Origin of the sequence: Micromonospora cynarisoli, from assembly GCF_030518815.1 — a bacterium.
In the GTDB taxonomy this organism is placed as follows: domain Bacteria; phylum Actinomycetota; class Actinomycetes; order Mycobacteriales; family Micromonosporaceae; genus Micromonospora; species Micromonospora wenchangensis.
Genome location: NZ_CP130426.1, coordinates 7,042,884 through 7,069,081, shown reverse-complemented (window position 1 = coordinate 7,069,081; position 26,198 = coordinate 7,042,884). Strand labels below are relative to the sequence as shown.

Below are 26,198 nucleotides of genomic sequence, written 5' to 3'. Positions count from 1 at the left end.
GGTCACCGACCCGGCGGGTCGGTGACCGCCACGACCACGGGGCCCGGTCGGCGGTTCGCCGACCGGGCCTTCCCTGTTCCACTGACGGACCGGCCCCGGCACGCGTACGTGCCGGGGCCGGTCCTCGTCCGGGTCAACCGACCGCCGGCTCCCGCCACATCGGATAGAACGGCGTACCGTCGGGCAGGCGGAAGACCTCCCGCAGCCGGTAGCCGTGCCGGGCGTAGAGGTCCCGCCCGGCCTCGCTGCTCGCCTCCAGGTAACCGGGCACCCCGTGGGCGTCCAGCCAGGCGTGGTGGTGCCGCAGCAACGCGGTGCCCAACCCCTGCCCCTGCCGCCCCGGCCGGACGGCGAGCAGCGCCAGGTGGTGGTGGTCGGGGTGCGGATGGTTGGCGGCGAACAACTCGTCGAGGTGCTGGAACCGGGGCGTCCACTCCCCGCAGGCGGCGGCCAGCCGGTCGTCGTAGTCCACCGGGGCCGGCGAGCCGTCACCGACCTGCGGGAACCAGACCGCCACCGCGTCGCGGTCGGCCGTGCCGAAGACCAGCCCGTGCCGCATCGCGTGGTCGACCAGGATCTCGAAGTTGTCGGCGAAGACGGCCTCCCGCTTGGCCTCGTCCGGCACCAGCCACCGGGTCGCCGGGAGCACCAGGAACGCCTCGGCGATCCGCTCGGCGACCCAGCGGGTGTCGGCGGCGGCGAGCCGTCCGATGGTCGGCGCGGTCACCGCCGGGACTCCACCGGCACCTGCTGCTCCACCGGCAGGGCGAACAGCGAGGTGGCCGCGCTCTCCGCGCCCCGCCCGATCCGGGCGTAGACGTCGGGGCGGTTGGAGCGCAGCACCAGGCCCCACAGCAGGCCGATCAGCGCGGCCACCGGGTAGATCCCCGGAATGATCCAACGCAGCGGCGAATCCGGCGCGACACCGAGCAGGGTGGCGAAGTTCGCCACCGCCACCGCCACGACGGCGGCAAGCGCGACGGTGGCCAGGGCCGGGGCGATCGCCCGCTTCCACAGCGACTCCGAGGTGTCGGAGCGGGCGAAGTAGACGATCACGGCGACGCTGGTGGTGGCGATCAGCAGCAGCACGCCGAAGCCGCCGCCGGTGCCGGCGTAGTAGAACAGCTGCACCACCGGGTCCCAGCCGTTGACCGCGTACAGCACGATCACCAGCAGGCCGAGCAGGCTCTGCGCCAGCGAGGCGACGCGGGGGGCGCCGGTACGCGGCGAGGTCTGCCCGAAGGCGGCCGGCAACACCCGTTCCCGGCCCAGCGCGAACGCGTACCGGGCGGTGGTGTTGTGGAACGAGATCATCGCAGCCAGCACCGAGGTCATGAACAGCGCCTGGCCGATGGTGACCGCCGTGTCGCCGAGGTGGGCGGCGGCCAGGTTGAAGATCAGTTCGATGCTCTGCTCACCGGCGGCGGCGGAGATGTTGTCCGGCCCGACGGCCACGGTCATCGACCAGGAGGACAGCGCGTAGAGCCCGGCGATGATCGCCACCGAGAGGTACGTGGCCAGCGGGACCGTCCGCCGCGGGTCCTTGCTCTCCTCGCTGAACACCACCGAGGACTCGAACCCGACGAACCCGGTCATGGCGAGCACCAGCAGCGCGCCCGCCCCCGGCACCAGGAGGTTGGCCGGGGCGAGGGCGGCGAAGCTGGTCGAGCCGCCCGCCGGGTGGCTGAGCTGCCCCAGGTCGAACACGACGATCACCACGATCTCGGCGATCAGCAGCACCGCCAGGACCAGGCCGTTGACGTCCACCCGCAGCAGGCCGAGGAAGGCGACCAGGGCCCAGGCGACCAGGGCCACCACGGCCCAGTGCGGTTCGATGCCGAACAGGGTGCCGAGCACCGGGGCGGCGGCGGCGCCGATCGCGCCGTAGAGACCGACCTGGAGCGCGTTGTACGCGATGAGCGCGACCCAGGCCGCGCCGACGCCGGCCGGGCGGCCGATGCCACGGGAGACGTAGGCGTAGAACGCGCCGGCGTTCTCGACCCGGCGGGCCATCGCCACGTAGCCGACGGAGAAGAGCGCCAGGACGGCGCCCACGGCGAGGAAGGCCAGCGGCATGCCGGTGATGCCGGTGACCGCGTAGCCGGTGGTGACCACGCCGGCCACCACGGTCAGCGGCGCGGCGGCGGAGAGGACGAAGAAGATGACCGACGGCACGCCGAGGCGGCCACGGGCCAGGGCGTCGCTGACGTTGCTGGGGCGGTCGACTGTCGGATTCGGGGGCATGGGGCTGCTCCGGAAGAGGGGAGAGGAGGGGGGAAGGGGGGTGGCGCGGCGAGATCAGGGGATGCCGCGCAGCACCGCCGCACCGACGGCGGCCTCGGTGTGCACGACGAGTTCCTTCAGGGGCGTCGGCAGCGAACCGACGAGGGTGGACAGCCGGTGGTGGGCGCGGGGGCCGGCGCTCCACAGCACCTCGCGGGTCAGCCCGGCGGCGGCCACCAGTCCGAGCAGCGTCGTGTCCGACACCAGCGGCTGTTCGGGCCGTTCGACCAGGGCCCGCAGCCGGGTCGCCGGCCAGGCGGCGGCGTTGAGGTCGATCGGCAGGTAGCTGACGGTGGTCCGCAGCAACCTGCGGTTCTCCTGCCGGCGCAGCACCCCGGCCCGGGCCAGCCGCTCCCCCACCGACGTGGTGGACGACTGGGCCAGGAAGGCGAGCCAGGTGCGCACCGCCTGGTGCTGCGACTCACCGATCAGCTGGTCGAGCACGGTGTGGGCCAGCGCGTCGGCCGGGGGACGCCGGTCGATCACGGTGACCAGTCCACCGGAGACGGTGATCTGCCCGAACAGGATCAGCTCGGCCAGCAACCCGGCGGCGAGACCGAGCCCGGTGGCGCTCGGGTGCAGTTTGGCCTTGCCGCGACTGTCGTTGTGGGCGATCAGAAAGAACTCGTCGGCGACCAGCAAACGAGCCTCCCACGCATTGTCCACAGGTGATCCACGCCGGGTGACAGGATGCCCGCAGAGCTCCAGCTTTGCAACTCCCAGATTCGATAGTTGCACTCCGTGCTCGTGCGACCTGCGGATCTTGTCGTGACAGACTCGGAGGGTGACCGTCAGCCCCACTGTTCGCCGCCGCCGCATCGCCCGTGAACTCCGCCAACTGCGGGAACGCGCGGGTATGACACTGGACGTCGCCGCCCGCCAGCTCGACATGTCCAAGAGCAACCTGTCCCGGATCGAGAATGCCCAGATCGGCATCAAACCCCGCGACGTACGCGCCGCGCTGGCCCTCTACGAGGTGACAGGTGTCGATGCCGAGGCGCTCATCGAGATCGCCCGGGGCGCCCAGCAGCGCGGCTGGTGGCAGAACTACAGCGACGTGCTGCCCGAGTGGTTCGAGTTCTACGTCGGCCTGGAGGCGGAGGCGGAGAGCCTGCGCACCTACGAGGCGGAGTCCGTCCCCGGGCTGCTGCAGACCGAGGCGTACGCCCGGGAGATGTTCCGTCGTACGGCCGGCGAGGAGGGGCTGGAGCGCAAGGTGGCCGCCCGGCTGCGCCGCCAGGAGGTGCTGCACCGGGACGCCCCCCGGGTCGAGCTGTCGGTGGTCCTCAACGAGGCGGTGCTGCTGCGCCCGGTGGGCGGGCCAGCCGTCATGGCGGAGCAGTTGACCCACATGGCCCGGGTCGCTCGGTCACCGAACGTTACATGCTACGTACTTCCGTTCTCGGCCGGGGGCCATCCCGCGATGAGCACCCCGTACGTGATCCTCACGTTTGCCGACGCGGCCGACAATTCCGTGGTTTACCTGGACAATCTCACGGTGGGCCTGGCGCTGGAGGAAGCGGGACACGTGCGCGGGTATACCCTTGTGCACGAGGAGCTGTGCCGGATGGCACTCGATCCGGAGCGGTCCCTGGCCCGCCTGGAGGAGGCTTCTCGTCACTTTGCGTGATCGCATCGCCGCGGCACGCCCTGGGGGGAACGGAAGGTACGGGATGCAGGCGCTGCCTCTGTCCATGATGGACTGGCGGACCAGCAGCCGCAGCAGCGGCAACGGCAACTGCGTGGAGATCGCCGCCACCGACGACCGGATCGCGGTGCGCGACAGCAAGGACCGGTGCGGCCCCGCGCTGGTCTTCTCCGCCGACGCCTGGACAGCCTTCGTCACCGGCATGGAGGCGGTACGCCGGGTCTGACGCCCGGCGTGCCACAGTGGCAGCCGTGCTCCGTGACGTACCCCTCGACCTGCCGGTGCGACCGGCGCTGGCACCCCTGCTGCGAGCGCTGACCGACGCCGGCGGCGCGGTCCTGGTCGCCCCGCCCGGCACCGGCAAGACCACCCTGGCCCCGCTCGCCGTGGCCGACGGGGTGGCCGGGCGGGTGCTGGTCGCCCAGCCCCGTCGGGTGGCCGCCCGGGCGGCGGCCCGGCGGATGGCCGACCTGCTCGGTGAGCGGGTCGGCCACCGGGTCGGCTACGCCGTCCGCGGCGACCGCCGGGTCGGCCCGGACACCCGGGTCGAGGTGGTCACCACCGGCCTGTTGGTCCGCCGGCTGCTGCGCGACCCGGACCTGCCCGGGGTCGACGCGGTGCTGCTCGACGAGGTGCACGAGCGGCAGCTCGACGCCGATCTCGCGCTGGCCTTCACGGTGGAGGCCCGGGCGGCGCTGCGGCCCGAGCTGTGGCTGGTGGCGATGTCGGCGACCCCGGAGGCGGAGCGGTTCGCCGCCCTGCTCGGCAGCGACCCGCCGGCCCCGGTGGTCCGCGCCGAGGCCGCCCTGCACCCGGTCACCCGGGTCTTCACGCCACCACCGCGCCCGGTCGCGCCGCCGGGCGCGGGACGGGTCGATCCGCTGCTGCTCGACCACGTCGCCGCGACCGTCCGGCGGGCCCTGCACGAGCAGGACGGCGACGTGCTGGTCTTCCTGCCCGGGGTGGGCGAGATCGGGGCGGTGACCCGCCGGCTGGCCGACCTGACCGACCGGGTGGCCGTCCTACCGCTGCACGGGCGGCTGCCCGCCGCCGCGCAGGACGCCGCGCTGCGCCCCGCCGACCGGCGTCGGGTGGTGCTCGCCACCTCGGTTGCGGAGAGCAGCCTGACCGTGCCCGGGGTCCGGGTGGTGGTCGACGCCGGCCTGGCCCGGGTGGCCCGCACCGACCTGGCCCGGGGGCTGGGCGCGCTGGTCACCGTGCCGGTGTCCCGGGCCGCCGCGACGCAGCGGGCCGGCCGCGCCGGCCGGCAGGCCCCGGGGGTGGTCTACCGCTGCTGGTCGGAGGGGACCCACGGCCGGCTCGCCGCGCAACCCGAGCCGGAGATCGCCACCGCCGACCTGACCGGTTTCGCGCTGGACCTGGCCGCCTGGGGCAGCCCGGACGGCGGCGGCCTGGCGTTGCCCGACCCTCCGCCACCCGCCGCGCTGACCGTGGCCCGGGAGACGCTGACCGCCCTCGGCGCGGTCGACGCCGACGGCCGGGTGACCGCCCGGGGACGGGCCATCGCCGCCACCGGCACCCACCCCCGGCTGGGCCGGGCCCTGCTCGACGGTGCCGCCCGGATCGGCCGGGACCGGGCCGCCGAGCTGGTCGCGCTGCTCGCCGAGGACGGCCTGGCCGGGCGGCACGACGATCTCACCACGGCGTGGCGGCGGCTACGCGACGACACCGACCCCGGTGCCACCGCCCGCTGGCGCGCCGAGGTCCGGCGGCTGCGTGCCGCGCTGCCCACCACCGAGCGGGGCGGTGGCGGGTGGCTGCCCGACGATCTGGCGGCCGGGCTGCTGGTGGGGCTGGCACATCCGGAGCGGCTGGCCCGGCTGCGCCGGGCCGGTGGGACGTCGTACCTGATGGCGGGTGGGACGGGTGCGGAGCTGGCAGCCGGGTCGGCGCTGGCCGGGACGGGCTGGCTGGCGGTGGCGGTGGCCGACCGCTCGCCGGGCGCGCCGACCGCCCGGGTCCGGCTGGCCGCCCCGCTCGACGAGGCGACCGCCCTGGAGGTCGGCGGCGCGTTGCTGACCGAAGCCCGCGAGGTCGGTTGGGTCGACGGTGACGTGCTGGCCCGCCAGGTGACCCGGCTCGGCGCGATCGAGCTGGTCAGCCGCCCGCTGGCCCGGCCGGCGTCGGAGCTGCTGGCCGCCGCCCTGGCCGACGGGCTCCGCCAGGCGGGCCTGGACCTGTTGACCTGGACCCCGGCGGCCCGGTCGCTGCGCCAGCGGCTGGCGTTCTGCAGGCAGGCGCTGGGCGGGCCGTGGCCGGAGGTCTCCGACGACGCGTTGCTCGCCGCCGCCGACCGGTGGCTCGGGCCGGAGCTGGCCGCCGCCCGCCGCCGGGCCGACCTGGCCCGGATCGACGTGGCCGGGGCGCTGCGCCGGCTGCTGCCCTGGCCGCAGGCGGGCCGGCTGGACGAGCTGGTCCCGGAACGCATCGAGGTGCCCAGCGGCTCCCGGGTCCGGGTCGACTACGCCGATCCGGCCGCGCCGGTGCTGGCGGTCAAGCTCCAGGAGACGTTCGGCTGGCAGCAGGCACCCCGGCTGGCCGACGGCCGGGTGCCGGTGCTGCTGCACCTGCTCTCCCCCGCCGGCCGGCCGGTCGCGGTCACCGCCGACCTGGCGTCGTTCTGGCGTACCGGCTACCCGCAGGTACGCGGGGAGCTGCGCGGGCGTTACCCGCGCCACCCCTGGCCGGAGGACCCGGTCACGGCCGCGCCGACCCGGCACACCACGCACCGCCGCCGCTGAGCCGGTACACCGCCGGTCGCCGTCACTCGTCGACGACGTCGGCGATGAGCACGGTGACGTTGTCCGGGCCGCCGGCCCGCAGGGCGAGGTCGATCAGGCGGCGGGCGCAGTCCTCCCGGTCCGGGGTTTCCCGCAGCACCTCGGTGAGGGTGTCCGGGCGGACGACGTTGGAGAGGCCGTCGCTGCACAGCAGCCAGCGGTCGCCGGCCCGGGGCACCATCGTGGCGTACGACGGGGAGACCTGCTCGCCCTGCAACGCCTGGGTGACCACGGCCCGCCGGGGGTGGCTGGACGCCTCCTCGGGGCTGATCACCCCCTGGTCGACGAGCATCTGGACGAAGGTGTCGTCCCGGGTGACCTGTTTGAGGGTGCCCTCGCGGAACAGGTAGGCCCGGGAGTCGCCGACGTGGGCCAGCGCCAGGCAGCTGCCGGTGCGGGAGAAGAGCAGGGCGGTCAGTGTGGTGCCCATGCCCTGCCGCTCCGGGTCCTCCCGGACGGCCTGGTGGATCCGCGCGGTGGCCAGCTCGATGCCGGTCTGCAACGCCGCTACCAGGGCGTCCTCGGGGGTCTCCACGTCCAGTGGGGCGACCGCGTCGATGGCGATCCGGCTGGCCAGGTCGCCTGCCGCCATCCCGCCCATGCCGTCGGCGACGGCGACGAGCCAGGCACCGGAGTGCAGGGCGTCCTGGTTTCCGCTGCGGATCAGCCCACGGTCGCTCGTCCCGACGGAACGAAGCTTCAGGGTCATGGGTGGCAGCCTGCCAGGCGGAGGGCGTTGTTGTCTCTAGGAGATCAGGACGACTGCGCGTGGCGCGGCGAATCTCACTGCCGCCGGCGTCGGTCGGGGCCGCTCCGGTACGCCCCGACCAGCCCGAAGGTCATCCAGTCGAATCGATTGACAGGGACGAGACGCGCTGGAAACATCTGGCTGATAGCTGGGAGCGCTCCCAGTGACAGGCATCGACAGCACACCCACCACTACCCCTTCCGCCCGGAAAGGAATCCCGTGATCCTGACCCGACGACGTCGGCGGCATCTCGCGGTACTGGCAGCGACGACCCTGATCCTCACCGGCGCCGGCACCGGCGTGGCCCACGCCGAGGTCCCGCCGGACGCGCCCGAGCAGATCAGCAACGGCGACTTCAGCGAGGGCGTCTCGCCCTGGTTCTCCTACGGCACCGGTCCCCTCGACGTCGTCGACGGCCGGCTCTGCGTCACCGTCCCCGCCGGGCTGGCAAACCCGTGGGACGCCGGCATCGGCCACGACGGGGTCCGGCTCAACGCCGGCGCGGAGTACAAGCTCAGCTTCGACATCTCGGCCACCCCCGGGCTGAGCATCAACGCCGTGCTCCAGCTCGGCAGCGCCCCCTACACGTCGTACGCGAGCGTGCCGGCGGTGGCCGCCCCGACGAGCAAGCGGGTCGAGCAGACGTTCACCGTCCCGGACGACAACCCGAACGCCCAGCTCATCTTCCAGGTCGGCGGGGCCGCCGCCGAGCAGCGGATCTGCCTGGACAACGTCTCGCTGCGCGGTGGCGAGGCCGCCCCGCCGTACGTGCCGGACACCGGCCCCCGGGTGCGGGTCAACCAGGTCGGCTACCTGCCCGGCGGCCCGAAGAACGCCACCGTGGTGACCGAGTCGACCGGGGCGCTGCCCTGGCAGCTCAAGTCGGCCGCCGGCACGGTCGTGGCCAGTGGCCGGAGCACCCCGCGCGGGGTCGACGCCGCCTCCGGGCAGAACGTGCAGACCGTCGACTTCTCGTCCTTCCGCACCCCCGGCACCGGCTACACGCTGGTCGCCGACGGCGAGACCAGCCACCCGTTCGACATCTCCGGCGACCTCTACGACCGGCTGCGGGCCGACGCGATGCAGTTCTTCTACGCCCAGCGCAGCGGCATCGAGATCGACGGTGACCTGATCGGCGAGGAGTACGCCCGCCCGGCCGGCCACCTCGGGGTGGCCCCCAACCAGGGCGACACCCAGGTGCCCTGCCAGCCCGGCGTCTGCGACTACTCGCTGGACGTGCGCGGTGGCTGGTACGACGCGGGCGACCACGGCAAGTACGTGGTCAACGGCGGTATCGCCGCCTACCAGCTGCTGAGCGCCTTCGAGCGGACCAAGACGGCGGAGACCGCCGCCGGTGGCGCGGCGCTCGGCGACTCGACGCTGCGGGTGCCCGAGCGGGGCAACGCGGTGCCGGACATCCTCGACGAGGCCCGCTGGGAGATCGAGTTCCTGCTCCGGATGCAGGTGCCGGCCGGCAAGCCGCTGGCCGGGATGGTCCACCACAAGATCCACGACAAGGCGTGGACCGGCCTGCCGCTCGCCCCACAGGACGACGCCCAGCCGCGTGAGCTGCACCCGCCGTCGACCGCCGCCACCCTCAACCTGGCCGCCGTCGCCGCGCAGTGCCAGCGCCTGTTCGCCCCGTACGACGCGGCGTTCGCGGCCCGCTGCGGCACCGCCGCGACGACCGCGTACGCCGCCGCCAAGGCGCACCCGGCGGTCTACGCCGACCCGAACGACGGCATCGGCGGCGGCGCGTACGACGACACCAACGTCACCGACGAGTTCTACTGGGCCGCGGTCGAGCTGTACCTGACCACCGGCAAGAAGGCGTACCTGGACGACCTGACCGCCTCGCCCCACCACACCGGCGACGTGTTCGCCACGGGCGGCGCGTTCAGCTGGCAGAGCGTGGGTGCGGTCGGCCGGCTCGACCTGGCCACCGTACCGAACGGCCTGCCGGCCGCCGACCGGGCCCGGGTCCGCGCCTCGGTGACCGCTGCCGCCGACAACTACCTGGCCACCCTGCACGCCCAGGCGTACGGCCTGCCGGTGCCGGGCGAGGCGGCCAGCTACGTCTGGGGCAGCAACAGCAACATCATCAACAACATGGTCGTGCTGGCCACCGCGTTCGACCTGACCCGGGACGCGAAGTACCGGGACGGCGCCGTGCAGGCGACCGACTACCTGCTCGGCCGCAACGCGCTGAACATGTCGTACGTGACCGGCTGGGGCGAGCAGAACGCGCGCAACCAGCACAGCCGGATCTTCGGCAACCAGCTCGACCCGGCCATGCCGAACCCGCCGGCCGGCTCGCTCGCCGGTGGCCCGAACGCCGCCCTGCAGGACCCGTTCGTCGCCCAGCTGCTCAAGGACTGCGCGCCGATGTTCTGCTACGTCGACGACATCAACTCGTACTCGACCAACGAGGTGGCGATCAACTGGAACTCGGCGCTGGCCTGGCTCGCGTCGTTCCTCGCCGACCAGGGGGAGGCCACGGCGGTGGCCCCGCGCACCTGCGCGGTCAGCTACCAGGTGCACGGCACCTGGCCGGACGGCTCCAACACCCAGGTCGTCCTGCGCAACACCGGTGACACCGCGATCAACGGCTGGACCCTGCGCTACGCCTACACCGGCGACCAGAAGGTCACCCAGGCGTGGACGGCCAAGGTGACCCAGTCCGGGGCCACCGTGACGGCGAAGAACGAGTCGTACAACGCGAAGATCGCGCCGGGTGGCAGCGTCACCTTCGGTCTGCTCGCCAAGACCGGCACGTTGGCCAATCCGGCACCGGACCTGATCACCGTCAACGGCGTCGCCTGCACGGTGTCCTGACCGGCGACTCCTACCCTCGGACCCCGGGCTGTCACCCGGGGTCCGAGCGCGCCGGGCGGTCGTCCCCCGACCGCCCGGCGCCCCCGCCCGACCGCCCGGCACGCCCGCCCGGCCCAGCAGTGGAGACGAGTCCGATGCCCGAGCCGACCACGATCTCCGACGCCGAGCGTCGGCGCATCGTCCACGAGTTCGTCGACGAGACCGTCGGCGACGCCCACCCCGAGGTGGTGGCGATGGTCCGTGACCTCACCCACCGGGTCCGCGACACCGTCGAACTGGCCCGCGCCGCCGGCATCGCCCCCGAGTCGCCCCGCGCCGGCCACGTGGTGGCCGCGCTGGTCTGCGCGTACGGCGAGGTCTTCGACCGGGTCGACGACGCCGGCTACCGCAGCGCGCTGCTGGCCCGCCTGGAGGTCGCCAACGACCCGCGGACCGAGCGGTACTTCCAGCTCCTCGCGACGGTCAACGGCTGGACCGCGCCGCCGACCCTGACTCCGGTGCTTGACTGGTTCATCGCCGCGCTGCACCACCACCCCGCGCCCTGACCCGCACCCGGTCGGCCGTCCCGGCGCGGCGGCGGGGCGGGACGGTCAGCCGATCTGTCGCGTCGCCCGGGCCAGGCGCAGGAAGCCACGCCAGGCGCCCGGGGTGAAGGCCAGGGTGCCGCCGGTACGGTCCTTCGTGTCGCGGACGAGGACGACGCCGGGCAGGTTGTCCGCCACCTCGACGCAGTTGCCACCGTTGTTGCCGCTCCTGGTGCTCTTGTGCCACCGAGCGCCGCTCAGCTCCATGATGCCGCCGCTTTCCTGACGAGTTCCAGGGATCGCGCCCGGGGTAGGGCCTCTCCCACTATGCGCGCCCACCGGCGCTCCAGGACAGCGATATCCGTGCGCTGGTCGATGATCTGCGCGCGTACCTGCCCATCGACGTGCGCCACTCGCGTGCCGTCGTCCAGCTCGGCGACGACAAAGGGTCCGCCGAGGCCGGCGTACATGCCCGTCTCGGCCGGGACCACGTGCACCTGCACGGTCGGCAGCTCGGCACAGGCGGCGAGATGGGCGCACTGCTCACGCATCAGCTCGGGCCGGCCCCGCAGCGGGCGGTGCAGCACCGACTCGTCGATGACGGCGACCAGCAGCGGCGGGCGGTCGCGGTGCAGGATCGCCTGGCGGGTGAGGCGGGCCGTGATGAGCTGGTCGACCTCCTCCTCGGTCAGGGTCTCCCCGGCCAGGGTCGCCCGCGCGTACGCCTCGGTCTGGAGCAGGCCGGGCACCCAGGCCAGCTCGAAACCGCGCAGCACGACGGCCTCGCGTTCGATGTCGGCCCACGGCCGGAACCACACCGGCTCGTGTCGCTTGTGCAGGTCGGGCCAGAGGTCCAGGACGTCCCGCTTGAGCAGCGCGGCGACCTCGGCACGATGCCGGGTTTGTGGAATTCGCCCCTGACTGGCCCAGCGCGCGGCGGTCTTCGGGTCGACCCCGATGCGGGCGGCGAGGCTCTCGGCTGTCTCACCCACCTCGGCCATCGCCTCTTTGACTGCGAGATTCATCCTGGCCCTCCCCGGACATCCTGGATATCCGGAGTCATCTTGCTACGCGGTGTGATCGTACCGCAACCCTTTGGCACGGTGAGATCAGGACGGCGTCGCTGGCGGGCCGGACCCCCGCCCGCGACGCCCACCGGGGCCGTTCCCGTGGAGGGGCGGGAACGGCCCCTCCATCGTGGATCGACCGGGCTCAGGAACCGGCGGCGACCGGCGTGGCGACGCCGTCGCCACGCCAGACGTAGCTGGCCCCGGCCGGGGCGGTGAGCGAGCCGGCGAACAGCGCGTTGACCCGGGACGCCTCGGCGGCGCTCGGACTGGCGTTGCGGCACGACACCGGGGCACTGCTGCCCGACATCAGGTCGGTGCACAGGCCGGTCCGGTTGTCCGGCAGGCCGAGGATGTGGCCGATCTCGTGGGTGGCGATCCGGGTCCGGTCGTAGCCCTGGTCGACGGCCTGGGTGCCCATCCAGACCCGGCCGTTGCCGAGGCTGGTGGTCTGCGCCCGGGGCCAGCCGGTGTCGACGTAGATGGTGATGTTGCCGGGGGTGCGGGCGACCAGCCGGACGTTGGTCACCGAACTGTTCCAGATCGTCGCGGCCTGGTCGAAGTTGGTGCGGAACTCCCCGGCCCGGCTCGCGTCGTAGTAGACCGTCCGCGCGGCGGCGGACGCCGAGCCGCCGCCCCCGGCGACCACGCCGGTCGCCGTGAGCACCAGCGCCAGCAGGGTCCCGGCGGTACGCGAGAACTGTCGTCGGCGCATCGTCCGACCTCCCATCGATAGAAGTTCACCGATGTTATGCGGTCGGCCGGAACCCGGTCGAATAGCGGTTACGTCATACCGCCGCCACCCGACGGCTCAGCCGATCTCCTCGTCGACGAAGCACCAGCGCCAGGACTCCCCCGGCTGGATGGACCGCATCACCGGGTGCCCACTCGACTCGAAGTGCTTCGTCGCGTGCTGGTACGGCGACGAGTCGCAGCACCCCACCTGCCCACACTCCACACACGACCGCAGGTGCACCCAGTCGTCGTTGCCGACGGCCACACACTCCGGGCAGGCGTCGGTGACGGTCGGCTCGGCGGTTCCCGCCCCGGTCAGGTGCGCACAGCTCATCAGTCACTCTCCCGTCGCAACAACGACTCCTCCAGGTCCAGGTCGCGGTACGCCCGCACCAGCACCTCCTCGGGAATCCGTCCCTCGTCCCGGGCGGCCCGGAAGACCTCCCGCTCGGCGTCGATCATCTCCTGCCGCAGCCGACCGTACGCCTGCGACGGCGTCTCCCGGTCGCTGCCGCCGAGCCGCTCCCACGCCAGGTTCGTGCGGCTCTGCACCAGCCCGCGCAACCGCTCCACCACGGCCGGCGGCGCGCCCCCGGCCAACTCGTCGAGCTTCTCCCGGGCCGCCCGGCCGGCCTGCTGCTGCACCGTCGCGGCGGAGAGCGCGTCGGCCACCGGGTCGTCGGGGGGCAGCCTCAACCGGCGGGCCACCCACGGCAGGGTCGCCCCCTGCCCGACCAGCGTCGCCACGATCACCGCGAAGGCCAGCCAGATGAACAACGCCCGCTGGTAGGGCTGGCCCCCTGACAGGGTCAGCGGCAGACCCAGCGCGGCGGCCAGCGTCACCACCCCGCGCATCCCGGCCCAGCCGATGACGATCGGGAACTGCACCGGCGGGCCCGGGTCCCGCTGCCGACCCCGGGGCACCAGCCGGGCCAGGTAGGTGGCCGGGAAGACCCAGACGAAGCGAGCCAGGAAGACCGCCGCCAGCACCGCCGCGGTAATCCCCACCAGCCGGCCGGCCGGTTCGTCGAGATCCCGCAGCACCTCGGGCAGTTGCAGGCCGACCAGCAGGAAGACCAGCCCCTCCAGCAGGAACTGGACCAGCCGCCAGAACGCGCCGGTCTGCAACCGGGAGGCCGCCGAGAGCAGCAGCGGCATCTTGTGGCCGATGCCCAACCCGGTGACCACCACCGCCACCACCCCGGAGGCATGGATCTCCTCGGCGGCGAAGACCACCGCGAACGGCACGATCAACGACAGCGCGTTGTCCAGCAGCGGGTCGGTGGTCCGCTTGTGCAGGTAGCCGAAGACCACCACGCCGAGCAACCCGACCAGCACCCCGCCACCGGTGGCGACCACCACCTCCTGCACGACGTACCCGAAGCTCACCGAGCCGGCGCTGGCGGTGGCCGCGACGATCGCCACCCGCAGCAGCACCAGCGCGGTGGCGTCGTTGACCAGGCTCTCCCCCTCCAGGATGGTCACCACCCGCCGGGGCAGGCCCACCCGCCGGGCCACCGCGGTGGCCGCGATCGCGTCCGGCGGGGCCACCACCGCGCCCAGCGCCACACAGATCGCGTACGGCAGTTCGGGCAGGAGCAGGTGCACCACCGTGCCCACCACGAACGCGGTGAAGATCACCAGCCCCACCGCGAGCAGCAGGATCGGCCGCAGGTTGAGCCGGAACGCCGGCACCGAGGTGCCCAGCGCCGCCACGTACAGCAGCGGCGGCAGGATGCCCACCAACACCAGGTCGGGATCGAGCCGCACGTGCGGGAACCCCGGCAGGAAGGACAGCCCGAGGCCGAGCACCACCAACAGGATCGGCGCGAGCAGACCCAGCTTGCGGGCCAGGGCGGCACCGAAGGTCGCGATCGCCAGGAAGACCACGACCTCGAACAGAGCTTCCATGGGGTAGCAGCCTAGGCGTACGGACGGCTCGGGGTGATCACCCGACGGCGCGCAGCTTCGGCAGCACCTCCGCACCGAACGTGTCGATGAAGGCGCGCTGTTCCTGCCCGACGTGGTGCAGGGCGATCTGGTCGAAGCCCAGCGACAGGTACTCCTCCAGCCAGCCGACGTGCCGGCCCAGGTCGGCCGACACGTTCACCACCTCGGCGACCTGCTCCATCGGCACCCGCTCGCTGACCACGTCGAAGTGCTCGGCGGTGTCGAGGTCCCAGCAGACCGGCGGCGCGAAGACGTTGCTGCGCCACTGCTCGTACGCGACCGCCTCCGCCTCGGCCTGCTCCGGCGCCCAGCTCACGTGCACCTGCAGGTGCAGCGGCCCCCGCCCGCCCGCGTCCCGGTAGGCGTCGATCATCTCGCGCAGGTGCGCGGTCGGGGCGTTCACCGTGATCAGGCCGTCCGCCCACTCGGCGCACCAGCGGGCGGTGGCCACGCTGACCGCCGCCCCGATCAGCGCCGGCGGTTCCTCAGGCCGGGTCCACAGCTTCGCCCGGTCCACCCGGACCAGGCCGTCGTGGCTGACCTCCTCCCCGCCCAGCAGCGCCCGGATCACCTCCACGCACTCCCGCAGCCGGGCGGTCCGCACGTCCTTGCGCGGCCAGCCGTCGCCGGTGATGTGCTCGTTGCTCGCCTCGCCGGTGCCCAGCGCCGCCCAGAACCGGCCCGGGTACATCGCGCCCAGGGTGCCGATCGCCTGCGCGATGATCGCCGGGTGGTAACGCTGGCCGGGGGCGTTGACCACGCCGAACGGCAACCCGGTGGCCTGGAGTGCGGCCCCCAGCCAGGACCAGGCGAACCCGGACTGGCCCTGCCGGGTGCTCCACGGCGAGAAGTGGTCCGACGACATCGCGGCGTCGAAACCGGCGCGTTCGGCGTGCACCACCGCCTCCAGCAGGCGGCTTGGATGGATCTGCTCGTGGGAGGCGTGGAAGCCGAACACCGTCATGGCGTCCCTCCGTACCCATGACGGTGTCCGGTTAAAGCTCGTCCGCGCCGGTCACCCGGCGCAGGGTCACTCGGCGTGCGCGCCGGCCCCCACGGTGGCCGCGCCCTCCCCCACCCAGACGGTCTTGGTGTTGCAGAACTCCCGCATCCCCAGCGCCGACAACTCCCGGCCGTAGCCGGAGTTCTTCACCCCGCCGAACGGCAGTTCCGGGTACGAGGTGGTCATGCCGTTGACGAACACGTTGCCGGCGTCCAGGTCGGTGGCGAACCGCTCCTGCTCGGCCGGGTCGGTGGTCCAGGCGTTCGCGCCCAACCCGAAGGGCGTGCCGTTGGCCACCGCGACCGCCTCGTCGTACGACGACACCCGGTAGAGCCCGGCGACCGGCCCGAAGACCTCCTCGGTCCACATCCGCATCTGCGGGTTCAGGTCGGTGACCACCGTCGGCGGGTAGAACCAGCCGTCACCGGTCGGCATCTCGCCGCCGCAGAGCACCGTCGCGCCGTGCGCCACCGCGTCCTGCACCTGGGCGTGGATCTCGGCCCGCCCGCTCTCGCTGGCCAGCGGGCCGACGTCGGTGTCGGCGTCCATCGGGTCACCGACCCGCAGCGCGGCCATGTTCGCGGCGAACTTTCCGGCGAACGCGTCGAAGACGTCGGTGTGCACGATGAACCGCTTGGCGGCGATGCAGGACTGGCCGTTGTTCTGGCAGCGGGCGGTGGTGGCCACCTCGGCGGCCCGGTCCAGGTCGGCCGAGGGCATCACCACGAACGGGTCGCTGCCGCCCAGTTCCAGCACCGTCTTCTTCAGCTCCCGGCCGGCGATCTGGGCGATGGAGCGGCCCGCGCCCTCGCTGCCGGTCAGCGTCGCCGCCCGGACCCGGGGGTCGCTGAGCACCCGGTCGACGGCGTCCGAGCCGACCAGCAGGGTGGTGAACGCCCCCTCGGGGAAGCCGGCCCGGCGGAACACGTCCTCCAGGTAGAGCGCGGTCTGCGGCACGTTGGAGGCGTGCTTGAGCAGGCCGGTGTTCCCGGCCATCAGGGCCGGCGCGGCGAACCGCATCACCTGCCAGAGCGGAAAGTTCCACGGCATCACCGCGAGCACCGCCCCGATCGGCTGGTAGCGGACGAAGGCCCGCTTCGCCTTCACCGCGGCGGCGTCGGCGGGCTCGTCGGCGAGCATCCGCTCCGCGTTCGCGGCGTAGAACCGGCAGGCGCTGGCGCACTTGGTGACCTCGGCCTTCGCCGCGGCGTAGGTCTTGCCCATCTCCGTGGTCATCAGCCGGGCGGTCTCGTCGCGTTCGGCGTCGAGCAGGTCCGCGGCGGCGTTCATCCACTGCGCCCGCTGGGCGACAGTGGTCCGGTGCAGGTCCCGGAACGCCAGGTCGGCCCGTTCGACGGCGGCGTCGATCTGCTCGGTCGACATCGGCTCGTACGACTTGAGCACCTGACCGGTGGCGGGGTTGGTGGTGGCGATGGGCATCTCGTACTCCTGTCACTCGAAGAGTGAGTGCCGCGCGCCCGGCTGCTCACGGCGACGGGCGGCACGGCGGCGCTGGATGACGACCAGGTCGACCACCGCCACGACGGCGAACAGCGCGCAGAGCACGCCCAGCCAGGCCAGCCCGGCCCAGAACGCCACGACCGCGAGGACGGTCATGGTGAGCAGGCCGAACAGGGCCAGCGCCAGGCGCAGGTTCAACGCGCTGTACGCGTGGCCGACCGTGCCACGGGCACGCCGGGGCTGCGATCTCGTCATCGTCTGGGCCTACCCGCGCACGGACGCCACTAACCGACCCGGACGCCCGGATCACCCGCGGGCGTCGCCGCTGGCCAGCGGGCCCGATGGCGGGCGGTCCGACCCCGCCCGGTCGGCCCGGTCCGACCCGGTCCTACCAGATTCATGTTTCTGGATGTCGACTCTGCCCGGAAGTCGACACGAGCGGGCCACCGCCCCCCGTACGGCCCGTAGAGTGACCGGGCTGTCGCTCTGCGCCGTCTGACCAGGGGAAGACGCATGCCTCGACGCTGGGTCGCCGCCGTGGCCTGCCTGTTGGCGCTCACCGCGCTCGCCTGTGAGGAGGGCGGCGGGGCCTCCCCCCGCCCGACGAAGAGCGGATCGACACCGACCGGCCTGCCCAGCACGATGGCCGCCCTCGGCGACTCGATCACCACCGGTTTCGGCTCCTGCCTGGTGCTCACCTCGTGCCAGCGCAACTCCTGGTCCACGGGGGACGGCATCCGGGTGGAGAGCCACTACCGGCGGCTGCTCGACGCCGACGCGCCGATCCGCAACCGGGCCCGCAACCACGCCGTGCCGGGTGCCCGTGCCGAGGCCCTCGCCGGGCAGGCCGGCGCGGCCGTCAAGGACAGGGCCGACTACGTCACCGTGCTGATCGGCGCGAACGACGCCTGCCGCGACGACATCGACGCGATGACCACGCCGGCCACCTTCCGCAGCCAGGTCGACCGGGCGCTGCGGGTGCTGCGCGAGGGCCGCCCGAAGGCCCGGGTCCTGGTGGCCAGCATCCCCGACCTCAACCGGCTCTGGGAGGTCGGGCACACCGAGTCCCGCGCGGTGCGGATCTGGAAGACCGGCATCTGCCCCGCCCTGCTGGCGAACCCCACCTCGGACGCCAAGGCCGACCGGGACCGCCGGGCCCGCTTCGCGGAGCGGATCGACGCGTACAACAGCCAGCTCAAGGCGGCCTGCCGGGCGTACGGGTCGCGGTGCCGCTACGACGGCGGCGCGGTGCACCGGGTGCGGTTCAGCCTGGACGAGGTCAACGCGCTGGACTGGTTCCACCCCAACGTCGCCGGGCAGAACCGGCTCGCCGACGCGACGTTCCCGGCGGCCGGCTGGCGGCTCTGAGCCACCCCGGCACCGGCCCGCTCCCGGGGCGGACGTCGCCCCGCGCCCGTGCCTCTCGCGGGCCGCGCCCGGCGGTCGGCCGGACGCGGCGTGCCGCCACGTCCGGTCAGGGGCGGCGCGGGTGGGGCAGTCCGCCCCGGTGCTCCCGGTAGAGCGCCTGGGCGCGCTCGGCGAGATCCTTGGTGGCCGACGAGTTGGCCCAGGTGCCGAGGATGATCGCGGCACCCGGAACGACCTTCGCGAAGACCCGCTTGGCCGCCCGCACCCCGGCCATCCGGGCCAGCCGGACGCCGAGTTGCAGCATCACCCGCCCGAGCGGGTTCTGGGCGGCGTGACCGAACAGCGCGCCCGCCCGCTCCCGACCGGCCGCGACGCCCAGCGCCAACCGGGCCGTCTCGGCCGCCTTGTGCACCCTCTGCAGGACGAGCAGGTCGGTGGCCCGGTCGGGGTGCACCGGGTCCGCGCCGTACGCGGCGGCGACGTGCAGCACCAGCCGGGCCTGGGTCCAGGCCAGGACGCCGACGTCGATGACCGCACCGGGCAGCCCCGCCGCGCCCGATACCGCTCCGGAGAGGCGGGCCCGGTTGACGAAGCGCCGGATGGCCTGCTCGGCCAACTGGTCGGCGGTGGCGTCGGGGCGTTCCACCCGGGTCCGGGCGACCCACTGCGCCGCCTCCGGGCCGAGCCGACGGACCGCCTCCAGGGCCAGGTGCTCCGGGGCGTACTGCGGGTCGTCCCGCATCCGGTCCCAGAGCCGGGCCGGCGGCGCCTCCGGCGCGTCGCCCGGATCACCGGCCGGAACCGCCGGAACCGGAGGCGACGCAGCCGCCGGAACCGTGGCGGTCGGCGACCCGACGGCCGGTGTCGCGGGGACGGACGGGCCGGCGGTGTCCGCCGGTACCGGCGGCGTGGGGGCGGTCGGTTCGTCGTCGACGGGCACGGCGTCGGTCACGGATGCTCCCGGGGTGGAATCGGTTCGCGGACGGTCAGCGGCGACGGCCCGACAGCTTGCCTGCCGCCTGCTTGAGCCGCGCCTGGTTCTCCGGCTTGGCCAGTTCGCGCCGGCCCCGGTCGACCAGCTGCTGCCCCTTGGGTGAGCGCAGGAAGGCGCTGATCCGCTGCATCAGTGCTGACATGTCGTCCTCCGATCGGGTGTCCTGCGTCATGTGTACCCGATCCGGGCAACCGCCAACCGTCCACTGTGTTCGGTCGAGGGTAGCCAGCAGGCGACGCCGACGCGAACCGGCCGGACCCCGGCCCGCCCGGGTGGGCCGGGGTCCGGCCGGGCCGGCGACTCAGACCAGGATGGCGGCGACCACCTCGGTGGCCCGCCACTCGTGCTGGGCGTAGAGGTCCGGGTAGGCGGAGATCTGCACGGCCTGCGCGGCGACGGTGAGCGGGAGGTCCTCCCAGCCGGGGATCTCCAGCAGCGCGGTGAGGAACGCCCGGGTGGCGAACGCCGGGTCCATCAGCTGGCCGACCTCGCCCCAGCCGCTGCTCGGTCGCTGCTGGAACAGCCCGACCGAGTCGTGGTCCCAGCCGATCGCCTGGTGCGGGTAGTTCTGCGACTCGGGCAGGACCCCGCTGGCGTAGTTGTAGAGGTTGCTCTCCTGCATCGCGGTGGCCACCGCGATGATCAGGGCCCGGCGCGGTACGCCCATCGCCCGGCCGGCCCTGACGATCTCCTTGGCGTTGTCCATCTGGGCCTGGTCGAGGCCGGCCACCGGGACGATCCGCTTCGGTCGGGGCTTCGGCTTCGGCCGGGGCTTGGGCTTGGTGGACCTGGTCGCGCTCGGGGTCGGGCTCGGGGTGGCGGCGGTCGGGCTGGCAGCGGCCGGGGCGCCGGGCACGACCGTGACCGGGGTACGGACCTCGGCACGGGAGGCGGCCTGCTGGTCGCGCTCGGCGAGGGCCGCCTCGGTGCCGACCCGGTCGTCGGCCCGCTCGCCTGGCAGGGCCTGGACGCCCGCGACGGCGGTGACGCCGAGGCAGCAGAGCACCCCGGCGGCGAGGAGCACCGGCCGGCGGCGGGGGTTAACGAGCCCGCCGAGGCGGGTACGGAGGGAACGGGGTTCACGGAGAACGCCGACCTGAACGGACGAGGGGGTGTCGTCCGAACGGCCAGTCATGCCCTGAGGGGCGCCCTGGTCGTCGATGGTGTCGTCGTCACGCATCCGCCGAGGCTAGGCATGCCCTTTCCCGGTCACCCACCAGCAGGAAGTGGCCCTCGCCACACTTTCCGGCGGTCCGGCGGGACGCCCACCCCGGACGCGGGACCGGGGCGACAGACCACTCCCAACGGGCATTACGGTCAGCAGCCGCGCCCGGCGTCCTCGGAGCGCGTCGACCACCCAGACCACCCGGGCCGACCGCAAGATCCATCATGTCCCCCTTTCGGGCGACACGCCGGAACCGTCCGGCCCAGCCGTCCCGACCCGTCCGGCGAATTGGTGGCTTCCTCCGGGTTTGATAGCCGGATCGGTCACGACGCGCCCAGTGATGGAATGGATGACGCCGACGGGTACGTTCCCCGAACCGGGTGCCGTCCGTGCGCGGTCGCCCGTAGGCGCATTTCCTCAGGAGGTCCGACCGGTGCTCGACCCACACGAGCTGTACCAGCTCACCGACGATCTGCCCGACCTCGGTCAGCCGGTGCTGATCCAGGCGCTCACCGGCTTCGTCGACGCCGGCAACGCCACCCGGCTGGCCCGCGAGCAGCTCCTCACCTCACTGGACGCCCGTACGATCGCCACCTTCGACGTCGACCAGCTCTTCGACTACCGGTCCCGCCGCCCGGTGATGACCTTCGTCGAGGACCACTGGGAGGACTACGACGCCCCGGAACTGGCCCTGCACCTGCTCAGCGACGACGACGAGACACCGTTCCTCCTGCTCACCGGCCCGGAGCCGGACCTTCAGTGGGAGCGGTTCGTGGCGGCGGTCAGCGCGGTGGCCGCCCGGCTCGACGTCCGGCTCACCGTCGGGCTCAACTCGATCCCGATGGCCGTCCCGCACACCCGGCCCACCGGGGTCACCGCGCACGCCACCCGCCGCGAGCTGATCGCCGGCTACGAACCGTGGTTGCAGCGGGTGCAGGTCCCGGGCAGCGTCGGCCACCTGCTGGAATACCGGCTCGGCGAGGCCGGCCGGGACGCCCTCGGGTTCTCCGCGCACGTGCCGCACTACGTCGCCCAGACGGAGTACCCGGCCGCCGCCGAGGTGCTGCTCACCTCGGTGTCCCGCAGCACCGGGCTGCTGCTGCCCAACGAGAGCCTGCGCTCCGCCGCCGAGGTGGTCCGGGTGGAGATCGACCGGCAGGTCGCCCAGACCGACGAGGCCGCCGCACTGGTCACGGCCCTGGAGGAGCAGTACGACGCGTTCGCCCGGGGTCGGGGGGAGAAGAACCTGCTCGCCGCCGAAACCGGCCCGCTGCCCACCGCCGACGAGCTGGGCGCCGAGCTGGAGCGTTTCCTCGCCGAGCAGACCCGACCCGGCGAGACCCCTGGCGCCTGACCCGCCGCCGGGCGGCGGCGACCCGACCGGGACGCCACCGCCCGGCCCGCCCAGCCGCATGCCCCCCGCGCGCCCGGGGCCGGCCCGGCGGCGGAGCGGGCCGCGATGCGGCAGGCTGGGCACATGCGCCTGGCGACCTGGAACGTGAACTCGGTGAAGGCCCGCCTGCCCCGGCTGCTGGACTGGCTGGCCGGCACCGCCCCTGACGTGGTCTGCCTCCAGGAGACCAAGTGCCCCGACGGAGCCTTCCCCGTCGCCGAGGTCGGTGAGCTGGGCTACGAGGTGGCCAGCCACAGCGACGGCCGGTGGAACGGCGTCGCCGTCCTGTCCCGCGTCGGCCTGACCGACGTCGCCGTCGGGTTCCCCGACGAGCCGGGCTTCCCCCGGCCCGAGGCTCGCGCCATCGCCGCCACCTGCGCCGGGGTCCGGATCTGGTCGGTGTACGTCCCGAACGGCCGCGCCACCGACGACCCGCACTACGCGTACAAGCTGGCCTGGCTGGCGGCGCTGCGGGACGCGGTGAGACCGGAGGTGGCCGCCGGTGGCCCCGTCGCCGTCTGCGGGGACTTCAACGTCGCCCCGACCGACGCCGACGTCTGGGACCCGGCGCTCTTCGTCACCTCGACCCACGTCACCCCCGCCGAGCGGGCCGCCCTCGCCGCCCTGCGCGACCTCGGCCTCAGCGACGTGGTGCCCACCCCGATGAAGGGCCCGCACCCGTACACCTACTGGGACTACCGGGCCGGCATGTTCCACCAGAACAAGGGCATGCGGATCGACCTGGTGTACGCCTCCGCGCCACTGGCCCGCGCGGTCCGCTCCGCGTACGTCGACCGGGAGGCCCGCAAGGGCAAGGGCCCCTCCGACCACGCCCCGATCGTGGTCGACGCCGACCTGCCCGGCACGGAGCCGACCGGCCCGACCGAGGAGCGGTAGCGCCGCCACCCGACCGGTCGGGGACCGGCCCGGCCACGCGGGGTTAGGGTGGGCAGATGGCAGTCGTGAAGATCAACGCGATCGACGTCCCGCCCGGTGCCGGCGAGGAGCTGGAGAAGCGGTTCGCCGCCCGGGCCGGCGCGGTGGAGAACTCCCCCGGTTTCCTCGGCTTCGAACTGCTGCGTCCGGTGGCCGGCGAGAGCCGCTACTTCGTGTACACCCGCTGGGAGACCGAGGAGGCGTACCAGGCGTGGGCGGCCGGGCCGTCGCGGGCCGCGCACGCCGGTGGTGGGGGTGGCGAGCAGCAGCGGCCGGTCGCCTCCGGCGCGACGCTGCTGGAGTTCGAGGTGGTCCAGCAGGTGGCCGGCAAGGGCTGACCGGGGTCCCGGGCGGTCAGAGCCAGGGCAGGACGGGCGCGGTGGTGGGGGCGGCGAGCCGGGCGAGCCAGCCGGCGATCCCGGCGGCGCCCTGCATGAACCCGGGCTCCGGCGGCAGTTCCGCCGGGGTCCGGGTGTGCTCGGTGTTGGACCAGGCGACCCCCGCCGGGGTGGCCTCGGCGCAGCCGAGCAGCACCCCGGCGGTGCCGGCGTACAGGTCGTCGAAGGGTTCGCCCGCCTCCCGCCAGCACGGGCCGCCGTCGGCGGGCACCGCCACCGACTCGATCAGGTGAAAGCCTGCCGCACCACGTCCGCCGTCACCGCGCGATCCTGCCATCCGCCGTCGTACGGCGTCGCCGCAATAACGTCGCGGCGGTCAGGGTGAACGGGTCGCCGCCAGCGAGGCGAACGCGATGACGTTGTCGGCGTATCCGGTGCGTCCGCCGATCCACTGGCCGCCGCACGTGATCAGCCGCAGGGCCGGTGCGCCGTCGCGGCCGTAGACCCGGTCGGCGGGCAGGGCCGACTTGTCGAAGAACTCCACCGAGTCGACCCGGAACACCACCACCCGCCGGTCGTCCCGGGTCACCTCGATCGTGTCGCCCGGCTTGAGTTTGCGCAGGTCGTAGAAGACCGAGGGGCCGTCCTTCGAGTCGACGTGGCCGACGATGATCGCCCGGCCGGGCTCGCCGGGGGTCGGGCCCCGGTCGTACCAGCCGGTCTCGTCGTGCCGGTCGAGCGGCGGTACGTCGATCGACCCGTCGCGGGCCTGACCGACCGGGGTCACCGGGGCGGCCACCTTGATCGCGGGCACGGTGAGCCGTACCGGGCGGCTGGCCGGCAGGCTGCCCGGCGCGGGGCTCTGCCGGGCGCCGGCGGCCGGGCGTTGCGACGGGCTGCCGGTCCAGTCCAGCGGCCCGACCGAACGGCCCAGCCCGGCGCCGGTGGCGAAGACCCCGAGCAGCACCAGCGCCACCGCCAGCGGCACCGACCAGGGACCACGCGTCGAGGACCGGCCGCCGTCCGGGGCGGCCGGCACCTGGCCGGAGCCGGTCGGGCCGCCGGTGGACGGGACCGGCGCACGGAACGGCGGCGACATCGGATCGTCGGGCGGACGGGCCGGGGTGCTGCGCCGCCCGGTCGCGGCGGCGGACGGCGGCGGACCGGGCACCGGGCCGGCCGGCGGGGGGATCAGGCCACCCCACCGGGGGCGGGGACCGCCGGGCACCGGGCCGCCGGAGGAACGACCGTGGGACGGCGGGCCGCCGGACGAAGGGACGGGCCGGGAGCCGGCAGGCAGCGGGCCGCCGGGGGGCGGGAGCGGGCCGTGGCGCGGCCCCGGGGAGGCGGACGGCACGGTCACTGCCCGGCGACGCCGCGCGGCCGGCGGGCCGCCACGATCCCGACGACGGCCCCGGCGATGGTCAACGCCAGTCCGCCGGGAACCAGCAGCCCGCCGGGCAGCCCGCCGTCGCCGGCCGCGCCGCCGAAGCCGGTGTGCGGCCCGGGGCTGGGCTTGACCTTCTTGACCACCTGGAGCGCCGTCGAGGCGGTCGCCCCGTCGGGGCACTCCAGCTTGACCCGGTAGTTGCCCGGCCGGACCCGTTCCCTGACCATCGGCGCGGCGGTGAGCAGCCCGTGCTGCGGCTGCACCTGGACCCGGCCGAAGGCGTCGGAGACGACTGTCGCCGGGATCGAGTTGTCGTGGCAGCTCGCCCGGATGCCGACCAGGTAACCCGGCTCGACGGTCCCCGGGGTCACCTCGACGAAGAGCACACCGGGCGGCGGCTGCGGGTCGCCGCCCCCGTCGGGCGGGGGCTGACCCGGCCCGGGGGCCGCAGCGACGGCCGGCAGGGCGACGGACGCCGGGGCGGCGGAGATCGGGGTGGCGGATGCCGGGGCGGTGTGCCACAGCGCGGGGACGAGGGCACCCGCGGCGACCGCCAGCGCGGTGCGGTGCAGCGGAACCGCCACGTCTCCCCCTTCCGGCGCCCCGGGGCAGCGCCGGACCGACCCGGACGCCGACCTGCCGTACGGGATGAATCGTCTCACCCTCCGACCGACGGCACATCCGATACGGCGGAACCGTCGCGTACGCTCGGGTCGCTGTGACCTCCATCGACCAGAACCCCGCCGTCCCGGTGGCCCGGCCGGGCACCGGGACGATCCGCACCTTCCACCCCCGACGGGGCCGGATGACCAGCCGGCAGACCGACGCGTTGGCCCGGCTGCGGCCGGCGTACGGGATCGAGATCGCCGACCTCGACGGGCCGGTCGATCCGGCCGGGTTCTTCGGGCGGGGCGCGCCGGTGGTGCTGGAGATCGGCTCCGGGATGGGTGACGCCACCGCGGCGATGGCCGCCGCCGACCCGGACCGTGACTACCTGGCGGTCGAGGTGCACACCCCCGGCATCGCCAACCTGCTCGACCTGGTGCAGCGCCACGGCCTGGGCAACGTCCGGGTCGCCCAGGGTGACGCGCTGGACCTGGTCCGGGCCATGCCGGAGCGCTGCCTGGACGCGGTGCACGTGTTCTTCCCCGACCCGTGGCCCAAGTCGCGGCACCACAAGCGGCGGATCATCCAGCCGGAGCACGTGGCGTTGCTGCGGTCCCGGCTGGCCGGCGGCGGGACGCTGCACTGCGCCACCGACTGGGCCGAGTACGCCGAGTCGATGCGGGCGACGCTGACCGCCGACCCGGAGCTGGTCGACGTGCACGGCGGGTACGCGCCCCGGCCCGCCCACCGCCCGGTGACCAAGTTCGAGCGCCGGGCCCTGACCGCCGGCCGTCCCGTCTTCGACCTGGTCCACCGTCGCCGCTGAGCCCGCTGTGTCGCCCGTCCGGCGGTGTCCGACCGCTGGTGATACCACCACCTCGGCCCACGGGCGGCTCCGCGCACGGCTGGTCGGGACGGGCCGGACGGCCCGGTTGGCGTACGGGGTGGTGGTG

At 74.0% G+C, this 26,198-nt stretch carries 27 protein-coding genes and 1 pseudogene; 10 read left to right on the top strand and 18 right to left on the bottom strand.

Going from position 1 to position 26,198, the window contains the following annotated elements; genetic code table 11:
* Positions 1-133 precede the first annotated feature (133 nt).
* Genes Q2K16_RS30960 through Q2K16_RS30950 form a run of 3 tightly spaced genes read right to left on the bottom strand, consistent with a single transcriptional unit; the run spans position 134 to position 2,925 of the window.
* The gene (locus Q2K16_RS30960) at positions 134-727 is read right to left on the bottom strand and encodes a GNAT family N-acetyltransferase (RefSeq protein WP_302742022.1); all 594 of its coding nucleotides are present in this window, start codon (positions 725-727) and stop codon (positions 134-136) included.
* Positions 724-2,244 carry an APC family permease gene (locus Q2K16_RS30955; RefSeq protein ID WP_302742021.1) on the bottom strand — a complete coding sequence of 507 codons (1,521 nt, stop codon included), beginning with the start codon at positions 2,242-2,244 and terminating at the stop codon, positions 724-726. The genes Q2K16_RS30960 and Q2K16_RS30955 overlap by 4 nt, the downstream gene beginning before the upstream one ends.
* Positions 2,245-2,298: 54 nt before the next feature.
* Complete coding sequence (locus Q2K16_RS30950; protein WP_302746677.1) at positions 2,299-2,925, bottom strand: GOLPH3/VPS74 family protein; 627 nt, start codon at positions 2,923-2,925, stop codon at positions 2,299-2,301.
* Between the two features lie 142 nt (positions 2,926-3,067).
* Here Q2K16_RS30950 and Q2K16_RS30945 point away from each other — a divergent pair, with 142 nt between their 5' ends.
* Genes Q2K16_RS30945 through hrpB form a run of 3 tightly spaced genes read left to right on the top strand, consistent with a single transcriptional unit; the run spans position 3,068 to position 6,693 of the window.
* The gene (locus tag Q2K16_RS30945) at positions 3,068-3,913 is read left to right on the top strand and encodes a helix-turn-helix domain-containing protein (RefSeq protein WP_302742020.1); all 846 of its coding nucleotides are present in this window, start codon (positions 3,068-3,070) and stop codon (positions 3,911-3,913) included.
* Positions 3,914-3,956: 43 nt separating this feature from the next.
* A complete protein-coding gene (locus tag Q2K16_RS30940) occupies positions 3,957-4,157 on the top strand; it encodes a DUF397 domain-containing protein (protein WP_302742019.1) in 201 nt (66 codons plus the stop codon).
* Between the two features lie 25 nt (positions 4,158-4,182).
* Complete coding sequence (gene hrpB / locus Q2K16_RS30935) at positions 4,183-6,693, top strand: ATP-dependent helicase HrpB (protein WP_302742017.1); 2,511 nt, start codon at positions 4,183-4,185, stop codon at positions 6,691-6,693.
* A gap of 22 nt (positions 6,694-6,715) precedes the next feature.
* Here hrpB and Q2K16_RS30930 read toward each other — a convergent pair whose 3' ends face one another.
* Positions 6,716-7,441 (bottom strand): PP2C family protein-serine/threonine phosphatase, encoded by a 726-nt coding sequence (locus Q2K16_RS30930; RefSeq protein WP_302742015.1) that lies wholly within the window; start codon positions 7,439-7,441, stop codon positions 6,716-6,718.
* A gap of 264 nt (positions 7,442-7,705) precedes the next feature.
* On the opposite strand from Q2K16_RS30930, the gene Q2K16_RS30925 reads away from it, so the two are divergent.
* On the top strand, positions 7,706-10,315 hold the full coding sequence (locus Q2K16_RS30925) for a glycoside hydrolase family 9 protein (RefSeq protein WP_302746676.1): 2,610 nt from the start codon (positions 7,706-7,708) through the stop codon (positions 10,313-10,315).
* Positions 10,316-10,449: 134 nt separating this feature from the next.
* Complete coding sequence (locus tag Q2K16_RS30920) at positions 10,450-10,860, top strand: hypothetical protein (RefSeq protein WP_302742014.1); 411 nt, start codon at positions 10,450-10,452, stop codon at positions 10,858-10,860.
* A gap of 45 nt (positions 10,861-10,905) precedes the next feature.
* Here the strand turns inward: Q2K16_RS30920 and Q2K16_RS30915 are convergent, their stop codons facing one another.
* The 8 genes and pseudogenes from Q2K16_RS30915 to Q2K16_RS30880 form a co-directional block, all read right to left on the bottom strand.
* Positions 10,906-11,100 (bottom strand): DUF397 domain-containing protein, encoded by a 195-nt coding sequence (locus Q2K16_RS30915; protein ID WP_302746675.1) that lies wholly within the window; start codon positions 11,098-11,100, stop codon positions 10,906-10,908.
* Positions 11,097-11,864 carry a Scr1 family TA system antitoxin-like transcriptional regulator gene (locus tag Q2K16_RS30910; protein ID WP_302742012.1) on the bottom strand — a complete coding sequence of 256 codons (768 nt, stop codon included), beginning with the start codon at positions 11,862-11,864 and terminating at the stop codon, positions 11,097-11,099. The genes Q2K16_RS30915 and Q2K16_RS30910 overlap by 4 nt, the downstream gene beginning before the upstream one ends.
* A gap of 193 nt (positions 11,865-12,057) precedes the next feature.
* Positions 12,058-12,621: pseudogene (locus Q2K16_RS30905) on the bottom strand (snapalysin family zinc-dependent metalloprotease); the annotation flags it as partial.
* Between the two features lie 96 nt (positions 12,622-12,717).
* Complete coding sequence (locus Q2K16_RS30900; RefSeq protein WP_302742008.1) at positions 12,718-12,975, bottom strand: UBP-type zinc finger domain-containing protein; 258 nt, start codon at positions 12,973-12,975, stop codon at positions 12,718-12,720.
* Positions 12,975-14,552, bottom strand: coding sequence for a Na+/H+ antiporter (locus Q2K16_RS30895; RefSeq protein WP_302742006.1), 1,578 nt, complete (start codon positions 14,550-14,552; stop codon positions 12,975-12,977). The genes Q2K16_RS30900 and Q2K16_RS30895 overlap by 1 nt, the downstream gene beginning before the upstream one ends.
* Before the next feature lie 37 nt (positions 14,553-14,589).
* Entirely contained in the window at positions 14,590-15,555 is a 966-nt protein-coding gene (locus Q2K16_RS30890; protein WP_302742004.1) for a TIGR03885 family FMN-dependent LLM class oxidoreductase, read from the bottom strand.
* 66 nt (positions 15,556-15,621) lie between these two features.
* Positions 15,622-17,034, bottom strand: a complete 1,413-nt coding sequence (locus Q2K16_RS30885) for an NADP-dependent succinic semialdehyde dehydrogenase (RefSeq protein WP_302742002.1) — start codon at positions 17,032-17,034, stop codon at positions 15,622-15,624.
* A 12-nt stretch (positions 17,035-17,046) separates the two neighbouring features.
* A complete protein-coding gene (locus tag Q2K16_RS30880; RefSeq protein WP_302742000.1) occupies positions 17,047-17,310 on the bottom strand; it encodes a DUF6343 family protein in 264 nt (87 codons plus the stop codon).
* Between the two features lie 258 nt (positions 17,311-17,568).
* Between Q2K16_RS30880 and Q2K16_RS30875 the strand changes: the two genes are divergently transcribed.
* Positions 17,569-18,423 carry a GDSL-type esterase/lipase family protein gene (locus Q2K16_RS30875; RefSeq protein WP_302741999.1) on the top strand — a complete coding sequence of 285 codons (855 nt, stop codon included), beginning with the start codon at positions 17,569-17,571 and terminating at the stop codon, positions 18,421-18,423.
* Positions 18,424-18,529: 106 nt separating this feature from the next.
* Here Q2K16_RS30875 and Q2K16_RS30870 read toward each other — a convergent pair whose 3' ends face one another.
* The 3 genes from Q2K16_RS30870 to Q2K16_RS30860 all read right to left on the bottom strand — a co-directional run bounded on the left by Q2K16_RS30870 (position 18,530) and on the right by Q2K16_RS30860 (position 20,597).
* Entirely contained in the window at positions 18,530-19,375 is an 846-nt protein-coding gene (locus Q2K16_RS30870) for an EcsC family protein (RefSeq protein WP_302741998.1), read from the bottom strand.
* Between the two features lie 34 nt (positions 19,376-19,409).
* Positions 19,410-19,559 (bottom strand): hypothetical protein, encoded by a 150-nt coding sequence (locus tag Q2K16_RS30865; protein WP_168222413.1) that lies wholly within the window; start codon positions 19,557-19,559, stop codon positions 19,410-19,412.
* 159 nt (positions 19,560-19,718) lie between these two features.
* On the bottom strand, positions 19,719-20,597 hold the full coding sequence (locus Q2K16_RS30860; RefSeq protein ID WP_302741996.1) for a peptidase M23: 879 nt from the start codon (positions 20,595-20,597) through the stop codon (positions 19,719-19,721).
* A 418-nt stretch (positions 20,598-21,015) separates the two neighbouring features.
* On the opposite strand from Q2K16_RS30860, the gene Q2K16_RS30855 reads away from it, so the two are divergent.
* From Q2K16_RS30855 to Q2K16_RS30845, 3 genes are all read left to right on the top strand, one after another.
* Positions 21,016-21,936 (top strand): proteasome assembly chaperone family protein, encoded by a 921-nt coding sequence (locus Q2K16_RS30855; protein WP_302741994.1) that lies wholly within the window; start codon positions 21,016-21,018, stop codon positions 21,934-21,936.
* A 123-nt stretch (positions 21,937-22,059) separates the two neighbouring features.
* Positions 22,060-22,872: an exodeoxyribonuclease III gene (locus Q2K16_RS30850; protein ID WP_302741992.1), complete on the top strand. Its 813-nt coding sequence runs from the start codon at positions 22,060-22,062 to the stop codon at positions 22,870-22,872.
* Between the two features lie 56 nt (positions 22,873-22,928).
* Positions 22,929-23,249, top strand: a complete 321-nt coding sequence (locus Q2K16_RS30845) for an antibiotic biosynthesis monooxygenase family protein (RefSeq protein ID WP_302741989.1) — start codon at positions 22,929-22,931, stop codon at positions 23,247-23,249.
* Positions 23,250-23,265: 16 nt separating this feature from the next.
* Here Q2K16_RS30845 and Q2K16_RS30840 read toward each other — a convergent pair whose 3' ends face one another.
* The 3 genes from Q2K16_RS30840 to Q2K16_RS30830 form a co-directional block, all read right to left on the bottom strand.
* Positions 23,266-23,586 carry a hypothetical protein gene (locus Q2K16_RS30840; RefSeq protein WP_302741987.1) on the bottom strand — a complete coding sequence of 107 codons (321 nt, stop codon included), beginning with the start codon at positions 23,584-23,586 and terminating at the stop codon, positions 23,266-23,268.
* 39 nt (positions 23,587-23,625) lie between these two features.
* Positions 23,626-24,288: a class F sortase gene (locus Q2K16_RS30835; protein ID WP_302746674.1), complete on the bottom strand. Its 663-nt coding sequence runs from the start codon at positions 24,286-24,288 to the stop codon at positions 23,626-23,628.
* Positions 24,289-24,608: 320 nt separating this feature from the next.
* Positions 24,609-25,223 (bottom strand): hypothetical protein, encoded by a 615-nt coding sequence (locus Q2K16_RS30830; protein WP_489671833.1) that lies wholly within the window; start codon positions 25,221-25,223, stop codon positions 24,609-24,611.
* Between the two features lie 221 nt (positions 25,224-25,444).
* On the opposite strand from Q2K16_RS30830, the gene trmB reads away from it, so the two are divergent.
* Positions 25,445-26,071, top strand: a complete 627-nt coding sequence (gene trmB, locus Q2K16_RS30825) for a tRNA (guanosine(46)-N7)-methyltransferase TrmB (RefSeq protein WP_489671946.1) — start codon at positions 25,445-25,447, stop codon at positions 26,069-26,071.
* The last annotated feature ends 127 nt before the right edge of the window (positions 26,072-26,198 follow it).

Excerpts from the sequence above, each read along its gene's own strand:
- Q2K16_RS30955 (WP_302742021.1), bottom strand. The coding sequence starts at position 2,244 with ATGCCCCCGAATCCGACAGTCGACCGCCCCAGCAACGTCAGCGACGCC.
- Q2K16_RS30940 (WP_302742019.1), top strand. The coding sequence starts at position 3,957 with ATGCAGGCGCTGCCTCTGTCCATGATGGACTGGCGGACCAGCAGCCGC.
- Q2K16_RS30930 (WP_302742015.1), bottom strand. The coding sequence starts at position 7,441 with ATGACCCTGAAGCTTCGTTCCGTCGGGACGAGCGACCGTGGGCTGATC.
- Q2K16_RS30920 (WP_302742014.1), top strand. The coding sequence starts at position 10,450 with ATGCCCGAGCCGACCACGATCTCCGACGCCGAGCGTCGGCGCATCGTC.
- Q2K16_RS30910 (WP_302742012.1), bottom strand. The coding sequence starts at position 11,864 with ATGAATCTCGCAGTCAAAGAGGCGATGGCCGAGGTGGGTGAGACAGCC.
- Q2K16_RS30900 (WP_302742008.1), bottom strand. The coding sequence starts at position 12,975 with ATGAGCTGTGCGCACCTGACCGGGGCGGGAACCGCCGAGCCGACCGTC.
- Q2K16_RS30895 (WP_302742006.1), bottom strand. The coding sequence starts at position 14,552 with ATGGAAGCTCTGTTCGAGGTCGTGGTCTTCCTGGCGATCGCGACCTTC.
- Q2K16_RS30890 (WP_302742004.1), bottom strand. The coding sequence starts at position 15,555 with ATGACGGTGTTCGGCTTCCACGCCTCCCACGAGCAGATCCATCCAAGC.
- Q2K16_RS30885 (WP_302742002.1), bottom strand. The coding sequence starts at position 17,034 with ATGCCCATCGCCACCACCAACCCCGCCACCGGTCAGGTGCTCAAGTCG.
- Q2K16_RS30880 (WP_302742000.1), bottom strand. The coding sequence starts at position 17,310 with ATGACGAGATCGCAGCCCCGGCGTGCCCGTGGCACGGTCGGCCACGCG.
- Q2K16_RS30875 (WP_302741999.1), top strand. The coding sequence starts at position 17,569 with ATGCCTCGACGCTGGGTCGCCGCCGTGGCCTGCCTGTTGGCGCTCACC.
- Q2K16_RS30865 (WP_168222413.1), bottom strand. The coding sequence starts at position 19,559 with ATGTCAGCACTGATGCAGCGGATCAGCGCCTTCCTGCGCTCACCCAAG.
- Q2K16_RS30860 (WP_302741996.1), bottom strand. The coding sequence starts at position 20,597 with ATGCGTGACGACGACACCATCGACGACCAGGGCGCCCCTCAGGGCATG.
- Q2K16_RS30850 (WP_302741992.1), top strand. The coding sequence starts at position 22,060 with ATGCGCCTGGCGACCTGGAACGTGAACTCGGTGAAGGCCCGCCTGCCC.
- Q2K16_RS30845 (WP_302741989.1), top strand. The coding sequence starts at position 22,929 with ATGGCAGTCGTGAAGATCAACGCGATCGACGTCCCGCCCGGTGCCGGC.
- Q2K16_RS30840 (WP_302741987.1), bottom strand. The coding sequence starts at position 23,586 with ATGGCAGGATCGCGCGGTGACGGCGGACGTGGTGCGGCAGGCTTTCAC.
- trmB (WP_489671946.1), top strand. The coding sequence starts at position 25,445 with ATGACCAGCCGGCAGACCGACGCGTTGGCCCGGCTGCGGCCGGCGTAC.